We start from the raw sequence: 20,861 nt of genomic DNA on the forward strand, positions 1-20,861 counted from the left end.
GCGACTCCGTTTCAACCCCAGATAGGAATTTGAATCATGACTAACCAAGTCGGCATTGATATGAACAGCGATTCGGAAGGCGATGAACTGCTTCAGTACAACCCGAACCGCCTGCTCGACACCCTGATCGAGAACCTGCGCCTGAAAAACGACGCAGCCCTGTCGCGCGCCCTCGAAGTGGCGCCGCCGGTGATCTCGAAGATCCGCCACCACCGCCTGCCGGTCGGCGCTTCGCTGCTGATCCGCATGCACGAAGTCAGCGACCTGTCGATCCGCGACCTGCGCTACCTGATGGGCGATCGCCGTGCGAAGTTCCGCATCAGCGACAAGCAGTTCAAGCCGAAGGAAGGCGCGGTCCCGGCAGCCAAGGACTGAGTCGTCGCGGGCGCGGCAGTTGGCGCCCGGGCTTCTCTCCTGACGGGATGGGCGGCGCCTTGCGCGCCGCCGGATGAGTAGTGCGTACGCCCGCGCGGGCGTACGAGCCGCCGCATTGGCGGACGACCGGATATCGTCGGCGACATGCCAACTGAACGGTCTATGCAGTCCCAGCGACTGATACAACAAGGCCGCCTGTCACCCAGGCGGCCTTTTTCATTGCGCGGCGCCGTTCAGGCCGGGAAGACGCCGGTCGACAGATAGCGGTCGCCGCGGTCGCAGACCACGAACACGATGGTCGCGTTTTCCACGGTCTGGGCGATGCGCAGCGCGACTTCGCAGGCGCCGGCGGCGGAGATGCCGCAGAAGATGCCCTCTTCGGCGGCCAAGCGGCGCGCCATCTGTTCGGCGGACGCCTGGCTCACGCTCTCGACCTGGTCGACGCGCGCCGCCTCGTAGATCTTCGGCAGGTAGGCTTCGGGCCATTTGCGGATGCCCGGGATCGACGAGCCTTCCTCGGGCTGGGCGCCGATGATGCGGATGGCCTCGTTCTGTTCCTTCAGGTAGCGCGACACGCCCATGATGGTGCCGGTGGTGCCCATGGCGCTGACGAAGTGCGTGATGCGGCCTTCGGTGTCGCGCCAGATTTCGGGACCGGTGCTCTCGTAGTGCGCGCGTGGATTGTCGAAGTTGGCGAACTGGTCGAGGATGATGCCCTGGCCATCCTTTTGCATCTGCTCGGCCATGTCGCGCGCGTATTCCATGCCGCCCGACTTCGGCGTCAGGATGATTTGCGCGCCATACGCGGCCATGCTCTGGCGGCGCTCGACCGACAGGTTGTCGGGCATCAGGAGGATCATCTTGTAGCCGAGGATCGCGGCCGCCATCGCCAGCGCGATGCCGGTATTGCCGCTGGTCGCTTCGATCAGCGTGTCGCCCGGCTTGATCTGGCCGCGCAGCTCGGCGCCGCGCAGCATCGACATGGCGGCGCGGTCCTTCACCGAGCCGGCCGGGTTATTGCCTTCCAGCTTGCCCAGGATGATGTTGTTGCGGGCCGCGATGTCGGCGCCGGGCAGGCGCTGCAGCTGCACGAGCGGCGTGTTGCCGATCGTGGCTTCGATGGTCTTGTAAGCCATTGCTTTCTCTATTCCTTGCGATACCAAAGCGCCATTTTAATCCGAGAAGCAATACGGCGTTTGCGCATGGTTCCAACATACCCTGCCGGACATCTTCCGACAGGGCGAGGAAGCGTGGCGTACGCCGGTTCAGCGCAGCGGCAGCGGGTAGGTCGCCGGGCTGACGTTGCCGTCCTTGTCGACCGCCTGCACGCCAAAGAACACATTGTCCTTCGACAGGTCCACGGTTGCTTCCGTGACGTTGCCGACCCACTTCGAGCCTTCCCAGTTGGCGCTGGTCGTGTCGCGCCACACGAGGCGGTAGCCGGCCAGGTCAGGCTCAAGATTGGCCTTCCACACCAGGGTCGAATCGTTGGTGAGCCCGGCGGTGCGCAGTTTGACTTCCTGCGGCGCGGATGGCGCCAGCGCCAGCGACGCCATGGCGGCGCCATTCACCCTGGTCACGTTGGCCACATAGCGGAAGTCGACGTGGTCGAGCGTGTCGCCATACACCTTGCCGTTCTCGGTGCGCAGGTCCTGGTGCTGGTGGTCGAAGTTCTCGGCCGGCTCGGTGAAGCGCAGCGCGGCATAGCCCTGCTCCAGGAACGGCATGTGGTCGCCACCGCGCAGGTAGCGGTCGTGGCGCTGGATGACGGACACCTTGAAGCCCTTCACGTAGCGCTCGCCCTGCTCCTTGGTGTGGCGCGCGAGCTGGCGCGAGATCGAATCGTTCTCGCCGCCGGTCGCCACCAGCTGGCGCACGGCCTCGCTCATTTCCTTGGTCGCCGGGATGCTCTGGGCAAACAGGCGCACCGATTTGTCGTCGACCTTGCCGTCGTCGCCGCGCGAACTGCCGATGATGTCGTTGGTGAACATGCCGGCCACGTTCCAGCCCTTCTCGCGCGCCTGGGTCGCCCAGTGGCGCGCGCCGATCAGGCCCTGTTCCTCGGCCGCGACGGCCATGAACACGAGCGTGGCGTCGAACTTGTACTTGGCCATCACGCACGCCAGTTCCATGATGGCGGCGGTGCCCGAGGCGTCGTCGTTGGCGCCCGGCGCATCCGAGGTGAAGTCCATCACGTCCGAGGCGCGCGAGTCGTAGTGGCCGCTCACGACGTACATGCGGTCCTTCGAGGCGGCCTGCGTGCCCGGCAGGGTCGCGACCACGTTGACGATCTCGGTCGGCTTCGAGATGCGCGCCGAGACCGGCGCCACATGGCTGTCGAACGCAACCTGCAACGGGGTGCCGGCGCCGCAACGCTCCAGCTCGGCCTTGATCCAGCGGCGCGCGGCGCCGATGCCGCGCGTATTCGATTCGGTTTCCGACATCGTGTGGCGGGTGCCGAAGCTGACCAGCTTGCGGATATGGCTTTCGATACGCTGCTGCGAAATTTCGCCCAGGATCTTATTGATTTGGGCTTGCTGGGCGGTGATGTTCGGCTGGGCCGGGGTGGCGGCAGAAGCCGTCGCGGACGCGGCCAGCAGGGCCGCCAGCAAGGCGGTGGAAACACGGGCGTGAGGCATGATGACCTTTCTGGTATTGATGTGCAAGCTGTAACAGATGAGCTTGCACATCTTGCCACGCAGCCGCGGGAATGTCAGTCAATACATGTCATCTGGCGATCACAGGGCTGCCTTGGCGTCGGCCGTCTGGCTTGGCTTGGCGTCCTTCGCGACCGGCTTGGCCGCGGCGCCTTCCTTGCCCTTGCCGTTGACCACCAGGCCGGCCTCGGACAGCTTGGCCGCCTTCTTGTCACCCAGGCCCTTGACCCGTCCCTGCAGGTCGGCCCAGTCCTTGAACTCGCCCTTGGCGCGCTCGTCCAGGATGGCCTTGGACATGCTCGGCCCCACGCCCTTCACGCCATCGAGCGCCGCGGCATCGGCCTTGTTGACGTCGACCTGGGCGAAAGCAAACCCAGCCGAGGCGACCAGCGCGGCGACCGCCAGCATCAGATTCTTGATCATTGCATGTTCTCCGTAAGTGAATGCTCCCGACGGCGGGGCGCCGCCGGTGTTCACTTAGACGGATGACCCCGGCTATTGTTGGGGCCCGGGGACTGAGCGCGATCAAGCGTCAGGCGGGAAACAACTCCTCGCGCGTCACGGTAGCGGTGCCCAGCTTGCCCACCACGATGCCGCCGGCGCGGTTGGCGGTGACCAGGGCCTCGGCCAGCGGCGCGCCGGTGCCGAGCATGGTGGCAAGCGTGGCGATCACGGTGTCGCCGGCGCCCGAGACGTCGAACACTTCGCGCGCATCGGCATGCACGTGCAGCACCTCGTCCCTGGTGAACAGGCTCATGCCTTCTTCGGAGCGGGTCAGCAGCAGTGCGTCCAGGCTCAGTTCCTCGCGCAGCTTCTGCGCCTTCTCGAGCAATTGCTCTTCGGTCTTCCAGCCCCCCACCACGCGCTGCAGCTCGGAGCGGTTCGGGGTCAGGATGCTCGCCCCCCGGTACGGCGTGAAGTCGTCTCCCTTCGGGTCGACCAGCACGATCTTGCCGGCGGCGCGCGCCAGCGCGATCATCTCGGCCACGTTGACCAGGGCGCCCTTGTTGTAGTCGGACAGGACGATCACGTCGTAGTCCGGCAGCAGCGCCTTGAATTGGGTGAGCTTGTCGCGCAGGACGTTCTCGGTCGGCGCATCCTCGAAGTCGATGCGCACCATCTGCTGCTGGCGGCCGATCACGCGCAGCTTGATGATGGTCGAGATCGCCTCGTCGCGCTTCAGGTAGCTGTGGATGCCGCCATCATGCAGCAATTGTTCCATCTGGTCGCCCGCCTCGTCGGCGCCGGCCACGCCCAGCAGGCCCGTGTGGGCGCCGAGCGCGGCGGCATTGCGCGCCACGTTGGCGGCGCCGCCCAGGCGTTCTTCGCGCTTCTCGATGCGCACCACCGGCACCGGGGCCTCGGGCGAGATGCGCGAGACGTCGCCGAACCAGTAGCGGTCGAGCATGACGTCGCCCACCACCAGCAGGCGCACGGAAGACAGTTGCGGGGCCGCCTGCTGGCGGAAGTCGTCGGCCGCCAGCAGGCGGCTCGGGGTCGGGTTGTTCATGGTGCTCAGTTCATGACGTTCAGTTCTTCGGTGCGGCGCGGCGGGTAGGAATCCCAGCGGTTGCACCCCGGGCAATGCCAGTAGAACTGGCGCGCCTTGAAGCCGCAGTGGCTGCACTGGTAGCGCGCCAGCTTCTGCGTATAGCGCTGCACCAGGTTCTTGACCATCGACAGCTCTTCCCAGATATTCGCCGGCGCATCCATCAGGCGCGCTTCCAGCAGTTTATCCAGGCCCAGCAGGGTTGGATTGCGGCGCAGCTCTTCGACCACCAGTTCCTTGGCCGCCTGCACGCCATCGAGCTCGATGACGGCCTTGAACACGACTTCGATCAGGTCGATCGACGAGGCCTCGGCCAAATACGATTTGAGCAGGTTGACGCCTTCCTGCGGGCGGCCCACCTTGCGGTAGCCATCCATCAGGCGGGCAGCCACCAGCGCCACGTGCGGCACGCTCTGCTGCTCGACGCGGCGCCAGGTCTTGAGCGCCTCTTCGACGTCGCCCTGGGCCAGCAGCGCGTCGCCGCGCAGGATGGTGGCGCGCACGCTGTGGCGGTCGGCTTCCAGCGCCTTGTCGAGCAATTGCATGGCGTCGCTCGGCGCCGTGTGCACCAGCGCGTCCTGGGCCAGTTCGCAATAGAACTGGGCGATTTCCTTCTGGCGCGATCCGGCGCCCGAATCCTGCAGGCCTTCGGCGGCGGCGATGGCGCGCTTCCATTCCTTCTCGCGCTGGTAGATCTCGAGCAGCGAGCGGCGCGCCTTGACCGCATACGAGGTGTCGACCAGCTGGTTGAAGGTTTCCTCGGCGCGGTCCAGCAGGCCGGCCTTCAGGTAATCGATGCCGAGTTCGTACTGTGCGTGCGCCTTGTCCTCCGCCGGCAGGTCGGGCCGCGCCAGCAGGTTCTGGTGCACCCGGATCGCGCGCTCGGTTTCGCCACGGCGGCGGAACAGGTTGCCGAGGGCAAAGTGCATGTCGGCCGATTCGGGGTCGAGCTTGACGATCTCGATGAAGGAATCGATGGCTTTGTCGGGCTGGTCGTTCAGCAGGTGGTTGAGGCCCTTGAAGTAACCGCGCGGCAAGGTACGCGATTCGGAGACGAGTTCGTTGATGTCGACCCGGGCGGCAAGCCAGCCCAGGCCAAAAAAGAATGGGATGCCAAGCAGCATCCAGAGTTCAAATTCCATGGATTCTAGTTTTCTTATTGTTCAGGGCCGCGGTGCGGGCGGCGGGGTCACGCTGTCCGGCGTCGGCGCTGCGTTGCCGGTGCCGGCGGCGCTTTGCAGGGACTGGATGGTGATCTTGTTCAGCCATTTCTCGCGGCGCTGGCGGAACACGGTCGGAGCCAGCGCCAGGATGCCGAAGGCGGCGCCGGCCACGAAGAAGGCCAGCAGCATCAGCACCAGCGGGCCGCGCAATTCATATTGCAGGAAGAAATGCAGGTCGACTTCCTGAGTGTTCTTCAGGGCGAAGCCGAAGAAGAGGATGAACAGGACGATTCCGACGATGGTCGAGACGAATTTCATCAGCAGGTTCCGCTGGAGAATGGTGTGAGGGCGAAGTGTCGCATATTCGCCATGATATTTCAAAATGACACCGGGCGTGGGCTGGAAGCCAATCGCAGACCGGCGAAAAAAAACGGCATCCTCGCGGATGCCGTTTTTCGGGACTGCAGGGCGACTCAATCGTTGATGATCGGTTGCCCGACCATCGCATCCACCCGCTCGCGCAACTGCTTGCCCGGCTTGAAGTGCGGCACCCGTTTTTCGGGCACCATCACCTTGTCGCCGGACTTCGGATTGCGTCCGATGCGCGGGGGACGGCTGTTCAGCGAAAAGCTGCCGAAACCACGGATCTCGATGCGCTGCCCGGTCGCCAGGGCGTTGGTCATCGCATCGAGGATGGTCTTGACAGCGAATTCCGCATCCTTCGCCACCAGCTGGGAATAACGCTCAGCCAGACGGTTGATCAGCTCGGATTTGGTCATCGCAGCTCCTCAGGAAATTCCTGATTAGTTCTTGTTGTCGAACTTGGCCTTCAGCAGTGCGCCCAGGCTGGTGGTGCCCGAAGCTGCGCTGTTGTCGTTCGCCAGTTTGCTCATCGCTTCCTGGGTGTCGGCGCTGTCTTTCGCCTTGATCGACAGCTGGATGCTGCGAGCCTTGCGATCGATGTTGATGACCAGGGCTTCGACCTTGTCGCCCACTTTCAGGTGGGTGCCGGCGTCTTCCACGCGGTCACGCGAGATTTCCGAAGCGCGCAGGTAGCCTTCGACTTCATCGCTCAGCGAGATCACGGCGCCTTTTGGCTCAACCGATTTCACGGTGCCGGTGACCAGCGAACCCTTGTCGTTCAGCGACGAGTAGGTGTTGAACGGGTCGCCTTCCAGCTGCTTCACGCCCAGCGAAACACGCTCGCGCTCGACGTCGATTGCCAGGACGACGGCTTCCAGCTCATCACCCTTCTTGAAGCGACGCACGGCTTCTTCGCCGGCTTCGGTCCACGACAGGTCCGACAGGTGGACCAGGCCATCGATGTTGCCTGGCAGGCCGATGAAGACGCCGAAGTCGGTGATCGACTTGATCGAACCCTTGACCTTGTCGCCCTTCTTGTGGGTCATGCCGAAGTCGTCCCATGGGTTCGCCTTGCACTGCTTCATGCCCAGCGAGATACGGCGACGCTCTTCGTCGATTTCCAGGACCATGACTTCCACTTCGTCGCCCAGCTGGACAACCTTGTTTGGAGCCACGTTCTTGTTGGTCCAGTCCATTTCCGACACGTGGACCAGGCCTTCGATGCCTTGTTCCACTTCGACGAACGCGCCGTAGTCGGTCAGGTTGGTGACTTTACCGAACAGGCGGGTGCCTTGTGGGTAACGACGCGACAGACCGGTCCATGGATCGTCGCCCAGTTGCTTGACGCCCAGCGAAACGCGGTTCTTCTCTTGATCGTACTTGAGGACCTTAGCGGTGATCTCTTGGCCAACCGACAGAACTTCCGACGGGTGACGCACGCGACGCCATGCCAGGTCGGTGATGTGCAGCAGGCCGTCGATGCCGCCCAGGTCGACGAACGCACCGTAGTCGGTGATGTTCTTGACGACGCCGGTAACCACGGTGCCTTCTTTCAGGGTTTCCATCAGCTTCGCGCGCTCTTCGCCCATCGATGCTTCGATGACGGCGCGACGCGACAGCACGACGTTGTTACGCTTGCGGTCCAGCTTGATGACCTTGAATTCGAGGGTCTTGCCTTCGAATGGGGTGGTGTCCTTGACTGGACGGGTGTCAACCAGCGAACCCGGCAGGAAGGCGCGGATGCCGTTGGTCAGGACGGTCAGGCCGCCTTTGACTTTACCGTTGACGGTACCGGTGACGATTTCGCCCGATTCCATCGCTTTTTCCAGTGCCAGCCACGATGCCAGGCGCTTGGCCTTGTCGCGCGACAGGATGGTGTCGCCGAAGCCGTTTTCCAGCGACTCGATAGCCACGGAAACGAAATCGCCGATCTGAACTTCCAGTTCGCCCTGGTCGTTCTTGAATTCTTCAACTGGGATGAACGCTTCCGACTTCAGGCCGGCGTTGACGATCACGAAGTTGTGATCCAGGCGCACGACTTCAGCCGAAATGACTTCGCCCGAACGCATGTCTTGACGCGACAGCGATTCCTCGAAGAGGGCTGCGAAGCTTTCCATACCGGTATCTTGGGTTGCAGTAGACATAAAAGGAGTGTTATTTCATGTTAGCCAGCAGGCCGGCAATATGCGGACTGAACTGGGTTAGGGTTAAAACACGCCTGCAACGGTAAAAAATCTGTTGCAAGCACCAAAGGACGGCGGCCGTGAAGCCGTCGTCCCCGCGCAGGCGAGGACCCAAGTTTGCTTGCCTACCACGGCGATGACTCGAGCCAACGGTATGCATCGAACTTGGATTCCCGCCTGCGCGGGAATGACGTTCAGGTGCTGACGACTACCGGCCGCTATTGCAGCCGATCGTCGAAAACACCATCAACGCCATTCAAAGTCTTTAAAAAACTCTTCTTGATTACTTTTGCGCGTACCAGGCCAACACCTGGTCCACTGCCTGATCAACGCCCATTTCGGACGTGTCCAGCAGATGCGCATCGCTTGCCGGGGCCAGGGGAGCGACCGCGCGATTGGTGTCGCGCTCGTCTCTTGCCTGCAAATCTGCCAGGAGGTCGTTCATATTAGCAGAAAACCCTTTGTCAATCAATTGCTTATACCGGCGTTGCGCACGGGCCTCAACACTTGCGGTCAAGAACACCTTCAGCTTGGCGGTCGGGAAGATCACGGTCCCCATATCGCGCCCGTCGGCCACCAGGCCCGGCGTCTGGCGAAAGCCCAGTTGCAGCCCGAACAGCGCCTGGCGCACGGTCGGCAGCGCCGCGATCTTCGACGCCATATTGCCCACCTCTTCGGCCCGGATCGCGTGCGTCACTTCTTCTTGCGCCAGGTAGATATGCTCTCCCTGGAAGCGCGCCGGCAGGTGCTCGGCCAGCTTGGCGATCGCGTGCTCGTCGCGCAGCTCGACCTCGCGCCGCAGCGCCTGCAGCGCCGTCAGGCGGTACAGGGCGCCCGAATCGAGCAAATGAAAACTGAGGCGCTCGGCGACCCGGCTGGCGACCGTCCCCTTGCCGGATGCGGTGGGGCCGTCGATGGTGATGACTGGAACGTTCGAATTCGGCATGCGGATCCTGGCAATCAATGAAGGTAATACATTAAAACAACTCGTCACGGACGATGCCCGCGAACGCCTCGAAATAATCGGGGAAGGTCTTGGCGACGCACTTCGGATCGTTGATGCGCATCGCGTTGCCGCGGCGCGCCTTGCCATCCAGCGAAGCGAGCGAGAAGCACATCGCCATGCGGTGGTCGTCGTAGGTGTCGATTGTGGCCGGCTTCAGCTCTTCCGGCGGGGTGATGCGGATGTAGTCCGGCCCCTCCTCCACCTCGGCGCCGACCTTGCGCAGCTCGGTGGCCATGGCGGCCAGGCGGTCGGTTTCCTTCACGCGCCAGCTGGCGATATTGCGCAGGGTGCTCGGGCCGTCGGCATACAGCGCCGCCACCGCGATCGTCATCGCCGCGTCCGGAATGTGATTGAAGTCGGCGTCGATGGCTTTCAGCACGCCGTTCGAGCGCGCTTCGATCCAGTTGTCGCCACGGGTGACGATGGCGCCCATTCTCTCGAGCGCGTCGGCGAAGCGCACATCGCCCTGGATGCTCTGTTCGCCCACACCCTCCACCCGCACCGGGCCGCCGGCGATCGCGCCGGCCGCCAGGAAATAGGATGCCGACGACGCGTCGCCCTCGACGTGGATCGTGCCGGGACTCTGGTAGCGCTGGCCGGGATGCACGGTGAACGAGGCCCAGCCGTTCTGCTCGACCTCGACGCCGAAGCGGCGCATCAGGTTCAGGGTGATCTCGATATACGGCTTCGAGATCAGCTCACCGACGACGTCGATCGCCACCGGATGGGTCTTGGCCATCAGTGGCGCCGCCATCAGGAGCGCGGTCAGGAACTGGCTCGACACATTGCCGCGCACGGCGATGCGCTGCGGGTTGACGCGGCCGCGGCGGATGCGCAGCGGCGGAAAGCCCTGCTCTCCCGTGTACTCGATCTGGGCGCCGACTTCGTTCAGCGCGTCGACCAGGTCGCCGATCGGACGCTCGTGCATGCGCGACACGCCATGCAAGGTATAGTCGCCGCCGATCACGGCCAGCGCCGCCGTCAGCGGACGGATCGCGGTGCCGGCATTGCCCATGAACAGGTCGGCTTCATGGTTCGGCAGCTCGCCGCCATTGCCGTGCACGACCACGGTGCGCTCGTCGACTTCATCCCACTGGATGCCGAGCGAGCGCAGCGCGCCCAGCATCACCATGGTGTCGTCCGAGGCCAGCAGGTCGTGGATCGTGGTCGTGCCCTCGGACAGCGCCGCCAGCAGCAGCGTGCGGTTCGAGATGGACTTGGAACCCGGCAGCCGCACCGTTCCCTGCGCATGAAGTACGGGCTCGAGGTCGATATGCTGCGGGTAGTGTTTTTGCTGCGTCATGTGTTTTCCTGATTGGGCGAACGCCGCTCCAGCGCGCCGGCTTCGATGGCCTCTTGCCATTCGCGGCGGGCGCGCTGGGCGGTCGCGTAGATTCCTTGCAAGCCGACGCCATCCGCGGCCGCGAGCATGGCCCGCATCGACGTCAATTGTGCCAGATATGCATCCAGCTCGGTAAGCAGCGCGGCGCGGTTGGCCAGGCTGATGTCGCGCCACATCTCGGGCGACGAACCGGCGATGCGCGTGAAGTCGCGGAAACCGCTGGCGGCGTACTGGAACAGCAGGTCCGCATGCGGCTTGGCGGCGATGTCGTCCACCAGCGCATAGGCCAGCAGGTGCGGCAGATGGCTGACGGCGGCGAACACGCGGTCATGGTCTTCCGGGCTGAGCGTATGGATCACGGCGCCGCAGGCGCGCCAGGCGCCAGCGACTTTTTCGACGTCTTGCTCAGCGTTCTCCGGCAGCGGCGTCAGCACGCATTTCTTGCCTTGATAGAGTGCGGCGAGCGCGGCGTCAGGACCGTTCGATTCGCTGCCCGCGATCGGGTGACCCGGCACGAACTGGCGCACGCGATCCTGCAACACCGCGCGCGCGGCCGCGACCACGTCGCACTTCGTGCTGCCGGCGTCGGTCACGACCGTCTGCGGTTCGAGGTGCGGCAACAGCGCTTCGAGAATCGGGCCGGTCTGGGCCACTGGCGCCGCCAGCAGGACCAGGTCGGCGCCGCGCAGCGCATCGGCATGGTCGTCGCATACGCGGTCGACGATGCCCAGTTCCAGCGCACGCGCCAGCGCTTCCGAGTGACGGCCGATGCCGACCACCTCGCCCACCTGTCCGGCGCGCTTGAGCGCCAGCGCGAACGAGCCGCCGATCAGGCCGACGCCGACGATAACGACTTTGGCGAGCATTCAGCTGAGGGATTTCTTGAGGGCTTCGATGAAGGCGGCATTCTCTTCCGGCAGGCCGATCGAGATGCGCAGCCACTGCGGCAGGCCGTAGGCGCCGACCGGACGCACGATCACGCCCTGCTTCAGGAGCGCCAGGTTCACGCGCGCGCCGGCGCCTTCGTCGTCGCCAACCTTCACCAGCACGAAGTTGCCGAACGACGGCACATATTCGAGCTTCAGCTCTTCGAAGGCGGCGACCATCTGCCGGTAGCCTTCGGCGTTGTTCTTCGCACCCTTTTCCAGGAATGGCTTGTCGTTCAGCGCGGCGATCGCGGCGGCCTGCGCCAGCGAGTTGACGTTGAACGGCTGGCGGATGCGGTTCATCAGGTCCGTCACTTCCGGCTGGGCGATGGCGAAGCCCACGCGCAGGCCGGCCAGGCCGTAGGCCTTGGAGAAGGTGCGCGAGACGATCAGGTTCGGGTACTTGCGCACCCAGGCGCTCGACTCGAACTGGTGTTCCGGCGCCAGGTATTCGTTATACGCTTCGTCCAGCACCACGATCACGTTGGCCGGGACCTTCTGCAGGAAGGCTTCGACCTGTTCGGCCGGGATGAAGGTGCCGGTCGGGTTGTTCGGGTTGGCGACGTAGACCAGGCGCGTGTCCGCATCGATGGCCGCGGCCATCGCATCCAGGTCGTGGCCGTAGTTCACGCTCGGAACCACGATGGCGCGTCCGCCCACGCCCTGCGTGGCCAGCGCGTACACGGCGAATGAGTACTGGGAATACACGACCGCTTCACCCTTCTGCACGAAGGCATGGGCGGCGATCTCCAGGATGTCGTTGCTGCCGTTGCCGAGGGTGATCCACTCGAGCGGCACGTCGTAGCGCTGCGACAGCGCGGTCTTGAGTTCGAAGCCGTTGGCGTCCGGGTAGCGGCCCAGGTCGGCGGCGGCTTCGAGCATCGCGGCGCGGCTCGATTCCGGCAGGCCGAAGGGGTTCTCGTTGGAAGCCAGCTTGACGATGGTCGCTTCGTCGAGGCCGAACTCGCGGGCGACTTCGGCGATGGGTTTGCCGGCCTGGTAAGGGGCGATGGCACGGACATAATCGGGACCGAACTGCGCTGAACCGAATTTCGACATGATGTTTCTCTCTATTGTTAAAGGCTTTGCGGGTACGAGCCCAGCACCTTGAAGAAGGCGGCGTTGTCCTTGAGTTCCTCGAGCGCGCGCGCGACCGCGGCGTCGTGCACATGGCCCTCGATGTCGACGTAGAAGTAATACTCCCAGGTGCCGATGCGCGCCGGGCGCGATTCGAAACGGGTCATCGACACGCCATGCTTTTCGAGCGGCGCCAGCAGGTTGTAGACGGCGCCGGCCTTGTTCGGCACGGCCAGCACGATGCCGGTGCGGTCCTTGCCCGACGGCCCGGTCTGCAGCTGGCCGATCACCACGAAGCGGGTGCGGTTGTGCGGGTCGTCCTGGATGTGGGCCTGCACGACGCCCAGCTGGTACTGCTCGCCCGCCATCTCGCTGGCGATCGCGGCCACCGTCGGATCCTGGCTCGCCAGCACCGCCGCCTCGGCGTTCGAGGCTACGGCGCGGCGCTCGATGTGCGGATGGTGCAGGTTGAGCCAGACCTGGCACTGGGCCAGCGCCTGCGAATGCGCGCAGACGACCTTGACACCGTCCATCGAACCGGTCTTCGTCATCAGGCTGTGGTGCACGGCGATCGACACCTCGCCGCTGATGATGGTGGTGGTCCCCAGGAGCAGGTCGAGCGAACGGTTGATCGCGCCTTCGGACGAATTCTCGACCGGGACCACGCCGAAATCGGCGGTGCCGGCCTCGGTGGCGCGGAACACCTCGTCGATCGACACGCACGGCAGCGTCTCGATGGCGGTGCCGAACTGCTGGAACACGGCCTGCTCGCTGAAGGTGCCGCTCGGGCCGAGGTAGGCGACCGTCACGCGCTTCTCGAGCGCGCGGCAGGACGACATGATCTCGCGGAAGATGGTCTGCACGTCCTTGTCCTTGAGCGGACCCGGGTTGCGGTCGGCGACGCCGCGCAACACCTGCGCTTCGCGCTCGGGACGGAACACCGGGGCGTTGGTTTCGGCCTTGACGTGGCCGACCTCTTGCGCGACCTTGCCGCGCTCGCTGAGCAGCGAGAGGATTTGCGCGTCGATCGCATCGATGCGTTCGCGCAGGGGTTTGAGTTTGTCTGTCATCGTTATGCTGTATGGTCGATTGGTTCGCCTGACCGGTGCTGCACGCCTGAAAGCCCCGGCATGCCGGGGCGGGTCTCAACGACCGGCGAACTCGTTCAAGTAATCGACGAGGGCCTGTACGCCCTCGATCGGCATCGCGTTGTAGATCGATGCCCGCATGCCGCCGACGGACTTGTGGCCCTTCAGTTGCAGCAGGCCGCGCGCTTGTGCGCCGGCCAGGAATGATTGATTCAGCGCTTCGTCGCGCAGGTAGAACGGCACGTTCATGCGCGAACGGAATTCCGGCGCCACGCGATTGGCGTAGAAATCGTCGCGGTCGAGCGCCTCGTACAACAGGCGCGCCTTCTCGATATTGCGCGCCTCCATCGCCGCCACGCCGCCATTGGCCTTGAGCCAGGCGAACACCAGCCCCGCGATATAGATCGAGTAGGTCGGCGGCGTGTTGTACAGCGAATCGTGTTCGGCGCAGGTCTTCCAGTTGAAGGCCGACGGACACTGCGGCGACGCATAGTCGAGCAGGTCGTCGCGCACGATCACCAGGGTCAGGCCGGCCGGCCCGATGTTCTTCTGAGCGCCGGCGAAGATCACGCCATACTTGGAGATATCGACCTTGCGCGACAGGATGTGCGACGACATGTCGGCCACGATCGGCACATCGCGACCGATCTCGGGCGCATCGGGGTATTCGACGCCGTCGATGGTCTCGTTGGTGCAGATGTGCAGGTAGGCGGCATCCGGCGACAGTTTCCAGGAATCGCGCGCCGGCACGCGAGCGAAAGCATCAAGCTCGCTGGACGCCGCGACGTTCACGCGCGCATAGCGCGCCGCTTCCTTGATCGACTTGCCCGACCACGAACCGGTGTGGACGAAGTCGATCACCGGGTCCTGGCGGCGGCCGGCCAGGTTGAGGGGAACGATGGCGTTCTGCCCCAGTCCCCCGCCCTGCTGGAACAGGATTGTATAGTTGGCCGGCACGTCCAGCAGCTCGCGCAGGTCATCGAGCGCCTGGCGGTGGATGCTGGAAAATTCTGGACCGCGATGGCTCATCTCCATCACCGACATGCCGCTGCCATGCCAGTCGAGCATCTCGCTCGCTGCCTGCTGCAGCACTTCTTTCGGAAGGACGGCGGGGCCGGCCGAGAAATTGAAGACGTGGGTCATGCGGTCCTTTCTACGATTTATTTGGCCTGGGCGTTCTGCATCACTTCCAGCATCAGGCCGTTCAGGCGCGGCGCGACGATCTTCTGGCCGATCGCCATGCTCTCGGCGGCCAGGCGCGGCGACAGGGCCAGCATCTTCTGGCCCAGCGGGGTGCGATAGAAGGCGCTCAGCTGTTTCAGCTCGGCCACCGAGTAGTGGCGGGCGTACAGCGGCCCGATCTCGGCCATCATCTCGTCGATCAGCGCCGGATCGCGGAACATGCGGTTGACCGCATCGGCGGCGCCCGGCAAGACCTGTTCGACCTTCTCCAGCGCGGCCTTCTTCTTCTCGTCGCTGGCGCTTGGATCGGCATTGATCACCGCCGTGACCTGGGCGCGCATCATCTGCGGCAGCGCCTTTTCCATCTCGGTGAACGAGGCGGTCATCATCTTGCGCACGTCCATCGCGTCCATCAATTCCTTGACGGCGGCGCGCTCCTGCTCGCTCGGGGCAGCGCCTTGCGCAAAGGCGAACGAAGGAGCGCCGGCAAAGGCGGCGGCGCAGGTCACGGCGAGAAGGATTTTTTTCATTGGCTTTCCAGGCGGGCGCGGGCGCCCATTGCATTGAACGAAGGGGGCAAGCGCACGCATACCGATGCGCAACGCTTGCCCCGGGACGCCATTACTCCGGCGCCGGTTCGAGCTCGACTTCTTCGAGGTCGGTCTCGACGATGCGCTGCAGGCCGGACAGCTTGGTGCCATCCTCGACCGCGATCAGGGTCACGCCCTGGGTCGCGCGGCCCATCTCGCGGATCTCGGACACGCGAGTGCGGATCAGCACCCCGCCGGTCGTGATCAGCATGATCTCGTCGCTTGGCTCGACCAGGGTCGCGGCCACCACTTTGCCGTTACGTTCGCTGGTCTGGATCGCGATCATGCCCTTGGTGCCGCGGCCGTGGCGGGTGTACTCCGTGATCGGGGTACGCTTGCCGAAGCCGTTCTCGGTGGCGGTGAGGACGGTCTGCTCTTCGCTCTCGGCCACCAGCAGCGCGATGACCTGCTGACCTTCCTCGAGGTTCATGCCGCGCACGCCGCGCGCGGTGCGGCCCATCGGACGCACATCGTTCTCGTCGAAGCGCACGGCCTTGCCGCCGTCGGAGAACAGCATCACGTCGTGCTTGCCGTCGGTGAGCGCGGCGCCGACCAGCACGTCGCCTTCATCGAGGTCGACCGCGATGATGCCGGCCTTGCGTGGATTGCTGAAGTCGCGCAGCGGCGTCTTCTTGACGGTGCCCAGCGAGGTCGACATGAAGACGTAGTGATCCTCCGGGAAGGTGCGGTTCTCGCCCTGCAGCGGCAGCACGACGGTGATCTTTTCGTTGTCCTGCAGCGGGAACATATTGACGATCGGCTTGCCGCGCGAATTGCGCGAGCCTTGCGGCACTTCCCACACCTTGAGCCAGTACATGCGGCCACGGTTGCTGAAGCACAGCATGTAGTCGTGGGTATTGGCGATGAACAGCTGGTCGATCCAGTCTTCGTCCTTGGTCGCCGTCGCCTGCTTGCCACGGCCGCCGCGCTTCTGGGCGCGGTATTCGGAGATCGGCTGCGCCTTCATGTAGCCGGCGTGCGACAGGGTCACCACCATGTCCTGCGGGGTGATCAGGTCTTCGGTCTCGAGGTCGCTGGCGTTGTGCTCGATGGTCGAACGGCGGGTGTCCTTGCCATTGTCGGCGTACTCGGCCTTGATGGCGGTCATCTCGTCGACGATGATCGTGGTGACGCGCTCCGGCTTGGCCAGGATGTCGAGCAGGTCGGCGATGTGGGCCATCACTTCCTTGTACTCGTTGACGATCTTGTCCTGCTCCAGGCCGGTCAGGCGCTGGAGGCGCATCTGCAGGATCTCTTGCGCCTGCTCGTCCGACAGCTTGTACAGGCCGTTCTGCTGCATGCCGTAGTGCTTCGGCAGGTGCTCGGGACGGAAGGCCGCGATGCCGCCCGACTCGCCCAGTTCGGTACGATTGAGCATCTCGCGCACCAGGGACGAATCCCAGGCGCGGTCCATCAGTTCGACCTTGGCGACCGGCGGGGTCGGCGCGGCCTTGATGATGGCGATGAAGTCGTCGATGTTCGCCAGCGCGACGGCCAGGCCTTCGAGCATGTGGCCGCGGTCGCGCGCCTTGCGCAGCTCGAACACGGTGCGGCGGGTGACCACTTCGCGGCGGTGCGACAGGAAGCACTCGAGCATCTGCTTGAGGTTCAGCAGCTTCGGCTGGCCATTGACCAGCGCCACCATATTCATGCCGAAGGTGTCTTGCAGCTGGGTCTGCTTGTACAGATTGTTCAGCACGACTTCAGGCACTTCACCGCGCTTGAGTTCGATCACCACGCGCATGCCCGATTTGTCGGACTCGTCGCGGATGTCGGAAATGCCTTCGAGCTTCTTGTCGCGCACGTTCTCGGCGATGCGCTCGAGCAGCGATTTTTTATTTACCTGATACGGCAGCTCGTCGATGATGATCGCGGTGCGGCTGCCGTCGCGGCCCACTTCCTCGAAGTGGGTCTTGGCGCGCATCACCACGCGGCCACGGCCGGTGCGATAACCGTCGCGCACGCCCGAGACGCCGTAGATGATGCCGGCGGTCGGGAAGTCCGGCGCCGGGATCAGCTCGATCAGCTCGTCGATGGTGCAGTCCGGATTGCGCAGCACATGCATCGCGCCGTTGATGACTTCGGACAGATTGTGCGGCGGAATATTGGTCGCCATGCCGACCGCGATGCCGGACGAACCGTTGATCAGCAGGTTCGGAATGCGGGTCGGCAAGACCGTCGGTTCCTTTTCCTTGCCGTCGTAGTTCGGCTGGAAGTCGACGGTGTCCTTGTCGATGTCGGCCAGGATCTCGCCCGAGATGCGGTCGAGGCGGCATTCGGTGTAACGCATCGCCGCGGCGCTGTCGCCGTCGATCGAGCCGAAGTTGCCCTGGCCGTCGACCAGGGTGTAGCGCAGCGAGAAGTCCTGGGCCATGCGGACCAGGGTGTCGTAGATCGACGAGTCGCCGTGCGGGTGGAATTTACCCATCGTGTCGCCGACGACGCGCGCGCACTTGAGGTAGGGACGGTTCCACACGTTGTTCATCTCGTGCATCGCGTAGAGCACACGGCGGTGCACCGGCTTCAGGCCGTCGCGTACGTCCGGCAGCGCACGGCCCACGATCACGCTCATGGCGTAATCGAGGTAGCTCTTGCGCATCTCTTCTTCGAGGGAAATCGGGACTGTTTCTTTTGCGAATTGATCCATTGGGCGGGTCGACTGCTTTCAGGCGATGGTTATAAGTTGCAACGGACGATTCTACCATGCGACAGATAGCAGTTGCTCAATTCCGACCGGCCCACTATGGATGCCGGAAATGAAGGATCGACCGATGGAATGACCACGAAATTTCCAGCATTGTCGTCCCCGGCCGGGTACGCTTGTGGAAATGTTGCGGCAAAACAACGTCAAGCAATTAATGCTTGATGTTTGATTTGGGTGCAGTCGTGCGATTTTGGTGCATGTGGCAAAATGGACAGGAAGTCAATTGCTTGTTTCATAATACGAAACAGACGGAGCGGCCGCCGTGTTAATCTTATGACCACATGGAGCCTGTCTGAATCGCTACGGAATTAACCGAAAGGAAAAGAATATGAAGAAACTGATCACTGTTCTGCTCGCAGCGTCGGCCGCGATTGCGGGCGTCGCCTCCGCCCAAAGCGCCCCACCCTACGCACCGCTGACCACCGACATCCAGGCTCGCACCCCATACAGCGCCTATGTGCAGGACTCCCGCGGCGTGATCGCGCGCAATCCTTTCGGCCTGTGCTGGCGCACCGGCTACTGGACCCCGGCCGACGCGGTCCCGGGCTGCGATGCGCCACTGTGCGTCGAGCCAGAGAAACTCGAAAACGGCAAGTGCGTCGCTCCGCCGCCACCGGCAGCGCCGGCACCGGCTCCAGCGCCTGCGCCAGTCGTGGCCGCGCCAGTGCCGACCTCGGAAAAAGTCAGCTACTCGGCCGACGCCTTCTTCGACTTCGACAAGGCGATCCTGAAGCCGGCCGGCAAGGCCTCGCTGGATGAGCTGAGCGCCAAGCTGGGCGACATGAACCTGGAAGTCATCATCGCCGTCGGCCACACCGACTCGATCGGCACCGATGCCTACAACCAGAAGCTGTCGATCCGCCGCGCCGAAGCCGTCAAGGCCTACCTGAAAGGCAAAGGCATCGAAGAAACCCGCATCTACACCGAAGGCAAGGGCGAAAGCCAGCCGAAAGCGGACAACAAGACCGCCGAAGGCCGCGCCCAGAACCGTCGCGTGGAAATCGAAGTCGTCGGTACCCGTACCGTCAACAAGTAATCCAGGCCGAGCGCCATCGAAACCCCGCTGCGGCGGGGTTTTTTCATTGGTAAGCCGTTCCCCCGCATCAAATCCGCTATTATTCGAGCCATGACGACGACAAACGCAGACCCATTAGAAATCCAGAAGTTCAGCGAACTGGCCCACCGCTGGTGGGACCCGACCTCGGAATTCCGACCGCTGCACGAAATCAACCCCTTGCGCCTCGAGTGGATCAATGCACGCGCGCCACTTAGCGGCAAGAACGTGATCGACATCGGTTGCGGCGGCGGCGTGCTGTCCGAATCGATGGCGCGCAAGGGCGCGAAGGTGACGGGCATCGACCTGTCCAAGAAGGCGCTCAAGGTGGCCGACCTGCACAGCCTGGAATCGGGCGTCGAGGTGCGCTACAAGCACATCGCGGCCGAAGAGATGGCCGAGCAGGAAGCCGGCCAGTTCGACGTCGTCACCTGCATGGAAATGCTGGAGCACGTGCCTGACCCGGCCTCGATCGTGCGCGCCGCCGCCAAGCTGGTGAGACCGGGCGGCCACGTGTTCTTCTCGACCCTGAACCGCAACCCCAAGTCTTACCTGTTCGCCGTGATCGGCGCCGAGTACGTGCTGCGCATGCTGCCGCGCGGCACCCACGACTACGGCAAGTTCATCACGCCGGCCGAGCTGGCGCAGTTCGTACGCCAGGCCGGCCTGCAGGTCGACGGCCTGAAGGGCCTGACCTACAACCCGCTGACCAAGATCTACTCGCTGAACAACGACACCGATGTGAACTACATGGTGGCGTGCAGCAAACCGCTCTGAACGACATGACCTTTCCCACCGTGATGCCGGCACCGCGTGCCATCCTGTTCGACCTCGACGGCACGCTGGCCGACACGGCGCCCGACCTCGCCGCGGCCGTCAACTGGCTGCGCACCGAACGTGGCCTGGACCCGACCCCATACGAGGTGCTGCGTCCGACCGCCTCGGCCGGCGCGCGCGGCATGATCGGCGCCGCCTTCGGCCTGGCGCCGAGCGACGACGGCTACGAGGAATTGCGCCTGGCCTGGTTCGAGCGCTACCAGTCGGCGATGTCGCTGCACACGACGCTGTTCGACGGCATTCCCGAGCTGCTGGACGGTATTTCGGACGCCGGCATGGCCTGGGGCATCGTTACCAACAAACCGTCGCGCTTTACCGATCCGCTGGTGCCGCAGATCGCACTGGCGCACGCCGGCTGCATCGTCTCGGGCGACACCACGGGCTTCGCCAAACCCCACCCCGCCCCGCTGCTGGAAGGCGCGCGCCGCCTCGGCCTTGCACCAGAACAGTGCTGGTACGTGGGCGACGACCTGCGCGACATCGAGGCCGGACGCGCGGCCGGCATGGTCACCGTCGCCTGCGCCTGGGGCTATTGCGGCGCGATCGAACCATCGACCTGGGGCGCGGACTACCTGCTCGACACGCCGGCCGAGCTGCTGGCGCTGCTGGGGCAAGTCTCCGAAGCGGCGCGACAGGCCGAGCACGCGGCCTGATCTCTGACATTCGTCCGTTACGGCGCCCTTCGCGGCGCCGTTTTTCATTTCTGCCCTGCGCTTACATCTATTTACGATTGATACAGGGGCATGTCTATCTCTCGGTCCGGCT

20 protein-coding genes are annotated in these 20,861 nt (G+C 64.1%); 4 read left to right on the forward strand and 16 right to left on the reverse strand.

What is annotated here, in order from left to right; translation table 11 throughout:
- The first annotated feature begins 36 nt into the window (after positions 1 to 36).
- Positions 37 to 375, forward strand: coding sequence for a hypothetical protein (locus LO55_RS00160; protein ID WP_005669009.1), 339 nt, complete (start codon positions 37 to 39; stop codon positions 373 to 375).
- Between the two features lie 233 nt (positions 376 to 608).
- Here LO55_RS00160 and cysM read toward each other — a convergent pair whose 3' ends face one another.
- From cysM to gyrA, 16 genes are all read right to left on the reverse strand, one after another.
- A complete protein-coding gene (gene cysM / locus LO55_RS00165) occupies positions 609 to 1,511 on the reverse strand; it encodes a cysteine synthase CysM (RefSeq protein WP_005669006.1) in 903 nt (300 codons plus the stop codon).
- Between the two features lie 129 nt (positions 1,512 to 1,640).
- Positions 1,641 to 3,014 (reverse strand): M20/M25/M40 family metallo-hydrolase, encoded by a 1,374-nt coding sequence (locus LO55_RS00170; protein WP_177185486.1) that lies wholly within the window; start codon positions 3,012 to 3,014, stop codon positions 1,641 to 1,643.
- A 99-nt stretch (positions 3,015 to 3,113) separates the two neighbouring features.
- Positions 3,114 to 3,455, reverse strand: coding sequence for a ComEA family DNA-binding protein (locus LO55_RS00175; protein ID WP_071359978.1), 342 nt, complete (start codon positions 3,453 to 3,455; stop codon positions 3,114 to 3,116).
- 109 nt (positions 3,456 to 3,564) lie between these two features.
- Positions 3,565 to 4,542 carry a D-glycero-beta-D-manno-heptose-7-phosphate kinase gene (rfaE1, locus tag LO55_RS00180; RefSeq protein ID WP_071359979.1) on the reverse strand — a complete coding sequence of 326 codons (978 nt, stop codon included), beginning with the start codon at positions 4,540 to 4,542 and terminating at the stop codon, positions 3,565 to 3,567.
- A gap of 5 nt (positions 4,543 to 4,547) precedes the next feature.
- Positions 4,548 to 5,723 carry a lipopolysaccharide assembly protein LapB gene (gene lapB / locus LO55_RS00185; RefSeq protein WP_005669000.1) on the reverse strand — a complete coding sequence of 392 codons (1,176 nt, stop codon included), beginning with the start codon at positions 5,721 to 5,723 and terminating at the stop codon, positions 4,548 to 4,550.
- Positions 5,724 to 5,744: 21 nt separating this feature from the next.
- Positions 5,745 to 6,062, reverse strand: a complete 318-nt coding sequence (locus LO55_RS00190) for a LapA family protein (protein WP_071359980.1) — start codon at positions 6,060 to 6,062, stop codon at positions 5,745 to 5,747.
- 155 nt (positions 6,063 to 6,217) lie between these two features.
- Entirely contained in the window at positions 6,218 to 6,523 is a 306-nt protein-coding gene (locus LO55_RS00195; RefSeq protein ID WP_005668997.1) for an integration host factor subunit beta, read from the reverse strand.
- A gap of 24 nt (positions 6,524 to 6,547) precedes the next feature.
- Positions 6,548 to 8,251: a 30S ribosomal protein S1 gene (rpsA, locus tag LO55_RS00200; protein ID WP_081589962.1), complete on the reverse strand. Its 1,704-nt coding sequence runs from the start codon at positions 8,249 to 8,251 to the stop codon at positions 6,548 to 6,550.
- Between the two features lie 322 nt (positions 8,252 to 8,573).
- Complete coding sequence (gene cmk, locus LO55_RS00205) at positions 8,574 to 9,236, reverse strand: (d)CMP kinase (protein ID WP_005668991.1); 663 nt, start codon at positions 9,234 to 9,236, stop codon at positions 8,574 to 8,576.
- Positions 9,237 to 9,267: 31 nt separating this feature from the next.
- The gene (gene aroA, locus LO55_RS00210) at positions 9,268 to 10,599 is read right to left on the reverse strand and encodes a 3-phosphoshikimate 1-carboxyvinyltransferase (protein ID WP_071359981.1); all 1,332 of its coding nucleotides are present in this window, start codon (positions 10,597 to 10,599) and stop codon (positions 9,268 to 9,270) included.
- The gene (locus LO55_RS00215; protein ID WP_071359982.1) at positions 10,596 to 11,504 is read right to left on the reverse strand and encodes a prephenate dehydrogenase; all 909 of its coding nucleotides are present in this window, start codon (positions 11,502 to 11,504) and stop codon (positions 10,596 to 10,598) included. Before LO55_RS00215 ends, aroA begins: the two co-directional genes overlap by 4 nt.
- On the reverse strand, positions 11,505 to 12,623 hold the full coding sequence (gene hisC, locus LO55_RS00220) for a histidinol-phosphate transaminase (protein ID WP_071359983.1): 1,119 nt from the start codon (positions 12,621 to 12,623) through the stop codon (positions 11,505 to 11,507). It abuts the gene before it with no gap.
- 17 nt (positions 12,624 to 12,640) lie between these two features.
- A complete protein-coding gene (gene pheA, locus LO55_RS00225) occupies positions 12,641 to 13,711 on the reverse strand; it encodes a prephenate dehydratase (protein WP_005668982.1) in 1,071 nt (356 codons plus the stop codon).
- 75 nt (positions 13,712 to 13,786) lie between these two features.
- Positions 13,787 to 14,872 carry a 3-phosphoserine/phosphohydroxythreonine transaminase gene (gene serC, locus LO55_RS00230; protein WP_071359984.1) on the reverse strand — a complete coding sequence of 362 codons (1,086 nt, stop codon included), beginning with the start codon at positions 14,870 to 14,872 and terminating at the stop codon, positions 13,787 to 13,789.
- Positions 14,873 to 14,889: 17 nt separating this feature from the next.
- Positions 14,890 to 15,441: a DUF2059 domain-containing protein gene (locus LO55_RS00235; protein ID WP_071359985.1), complete on the reverse strand. Its 552-nt coding sequence runs from the start codon at positions 15,439 to 15,441 to the stop codon at positions 14,890 to 14,892.
- Positions 15,442 to 15,532: 91 nt separating this feature from the next.
- The gene (gene gyrA / locus LO55_RS00240; RefSeq protein ID WP_005668977.1) at positions 15,533 to 18,148 is read right to left on the reverse strand and encodes a DNA gyrase subunit A; all 2,616 of its coding nucleotides are present in this window, start codon (positions 18,146 to 18,148) and stop codon (positions 15,533 to 15,535) included.
- Between the two features lie 385 nt (positions 18,149 to 18,533).
- Here gyrA and ompA point away from each other — a divergent pair, with 385 nt between their 5' ends.
- The 3 genes from ompA (at position 18,534) to LO55_RS00255 (ending at position 20,749) form a co-directional block, all read left to right on the forward strand.
- On the forward strand, positions 18,534 to 19,241 hold the full coding sequence (ompA, locus tag LO55_RS00245) for an outer membrane protein OmpA (RefSeq protein WP_005668975.1): 708 nt from the start codon (positions 18,534 to 18,536) through the stop codon (positions 19,239 to 19,241).
- Positions 19,242 to 19,331: 90 nt separating this feature from the next.
- Complete coding sequence (gene ubiG, locus LO55_RS00250) at positions 19,332 to 20,036, forward strand: bifunctional 2-polyprenyl-6-hydroxyphenol methylase/3-demethylubiquinol 3-O-methyltransferase UbiG (protein WP_071359986.1); 705 nt, start codon at positions 19,332 to 19,334, stop codon at positions 20,034 to 20,036.
- A 5-nt stretch (positions 20,037 to 20,041) separates the two neighbouring features.
- Positions 20,042 to 20,749, forward strand: a complete 708-nt coding sequence (locus LO55_RS00255; RefSeq protein WP_083415061.1) for an HAD family hydrolase — start codon at positions 20,042 to 20,044, stop codon at positions 20,747 to 20,749.
- Positions 20,750 to 20,861 lie beyond the last annotated feature (112 nt).

The sequence above is a fragment of the Massilia timonae genome, from assembly GCF_001866515.1.
GTDB classification, from domain to species: domain Bacteria; phylum Pseudomonadota; class Gammaproteobacteria; order Burkholderiales; family Burkholderiaceae_D; genus Telluria; species Telluria timonae.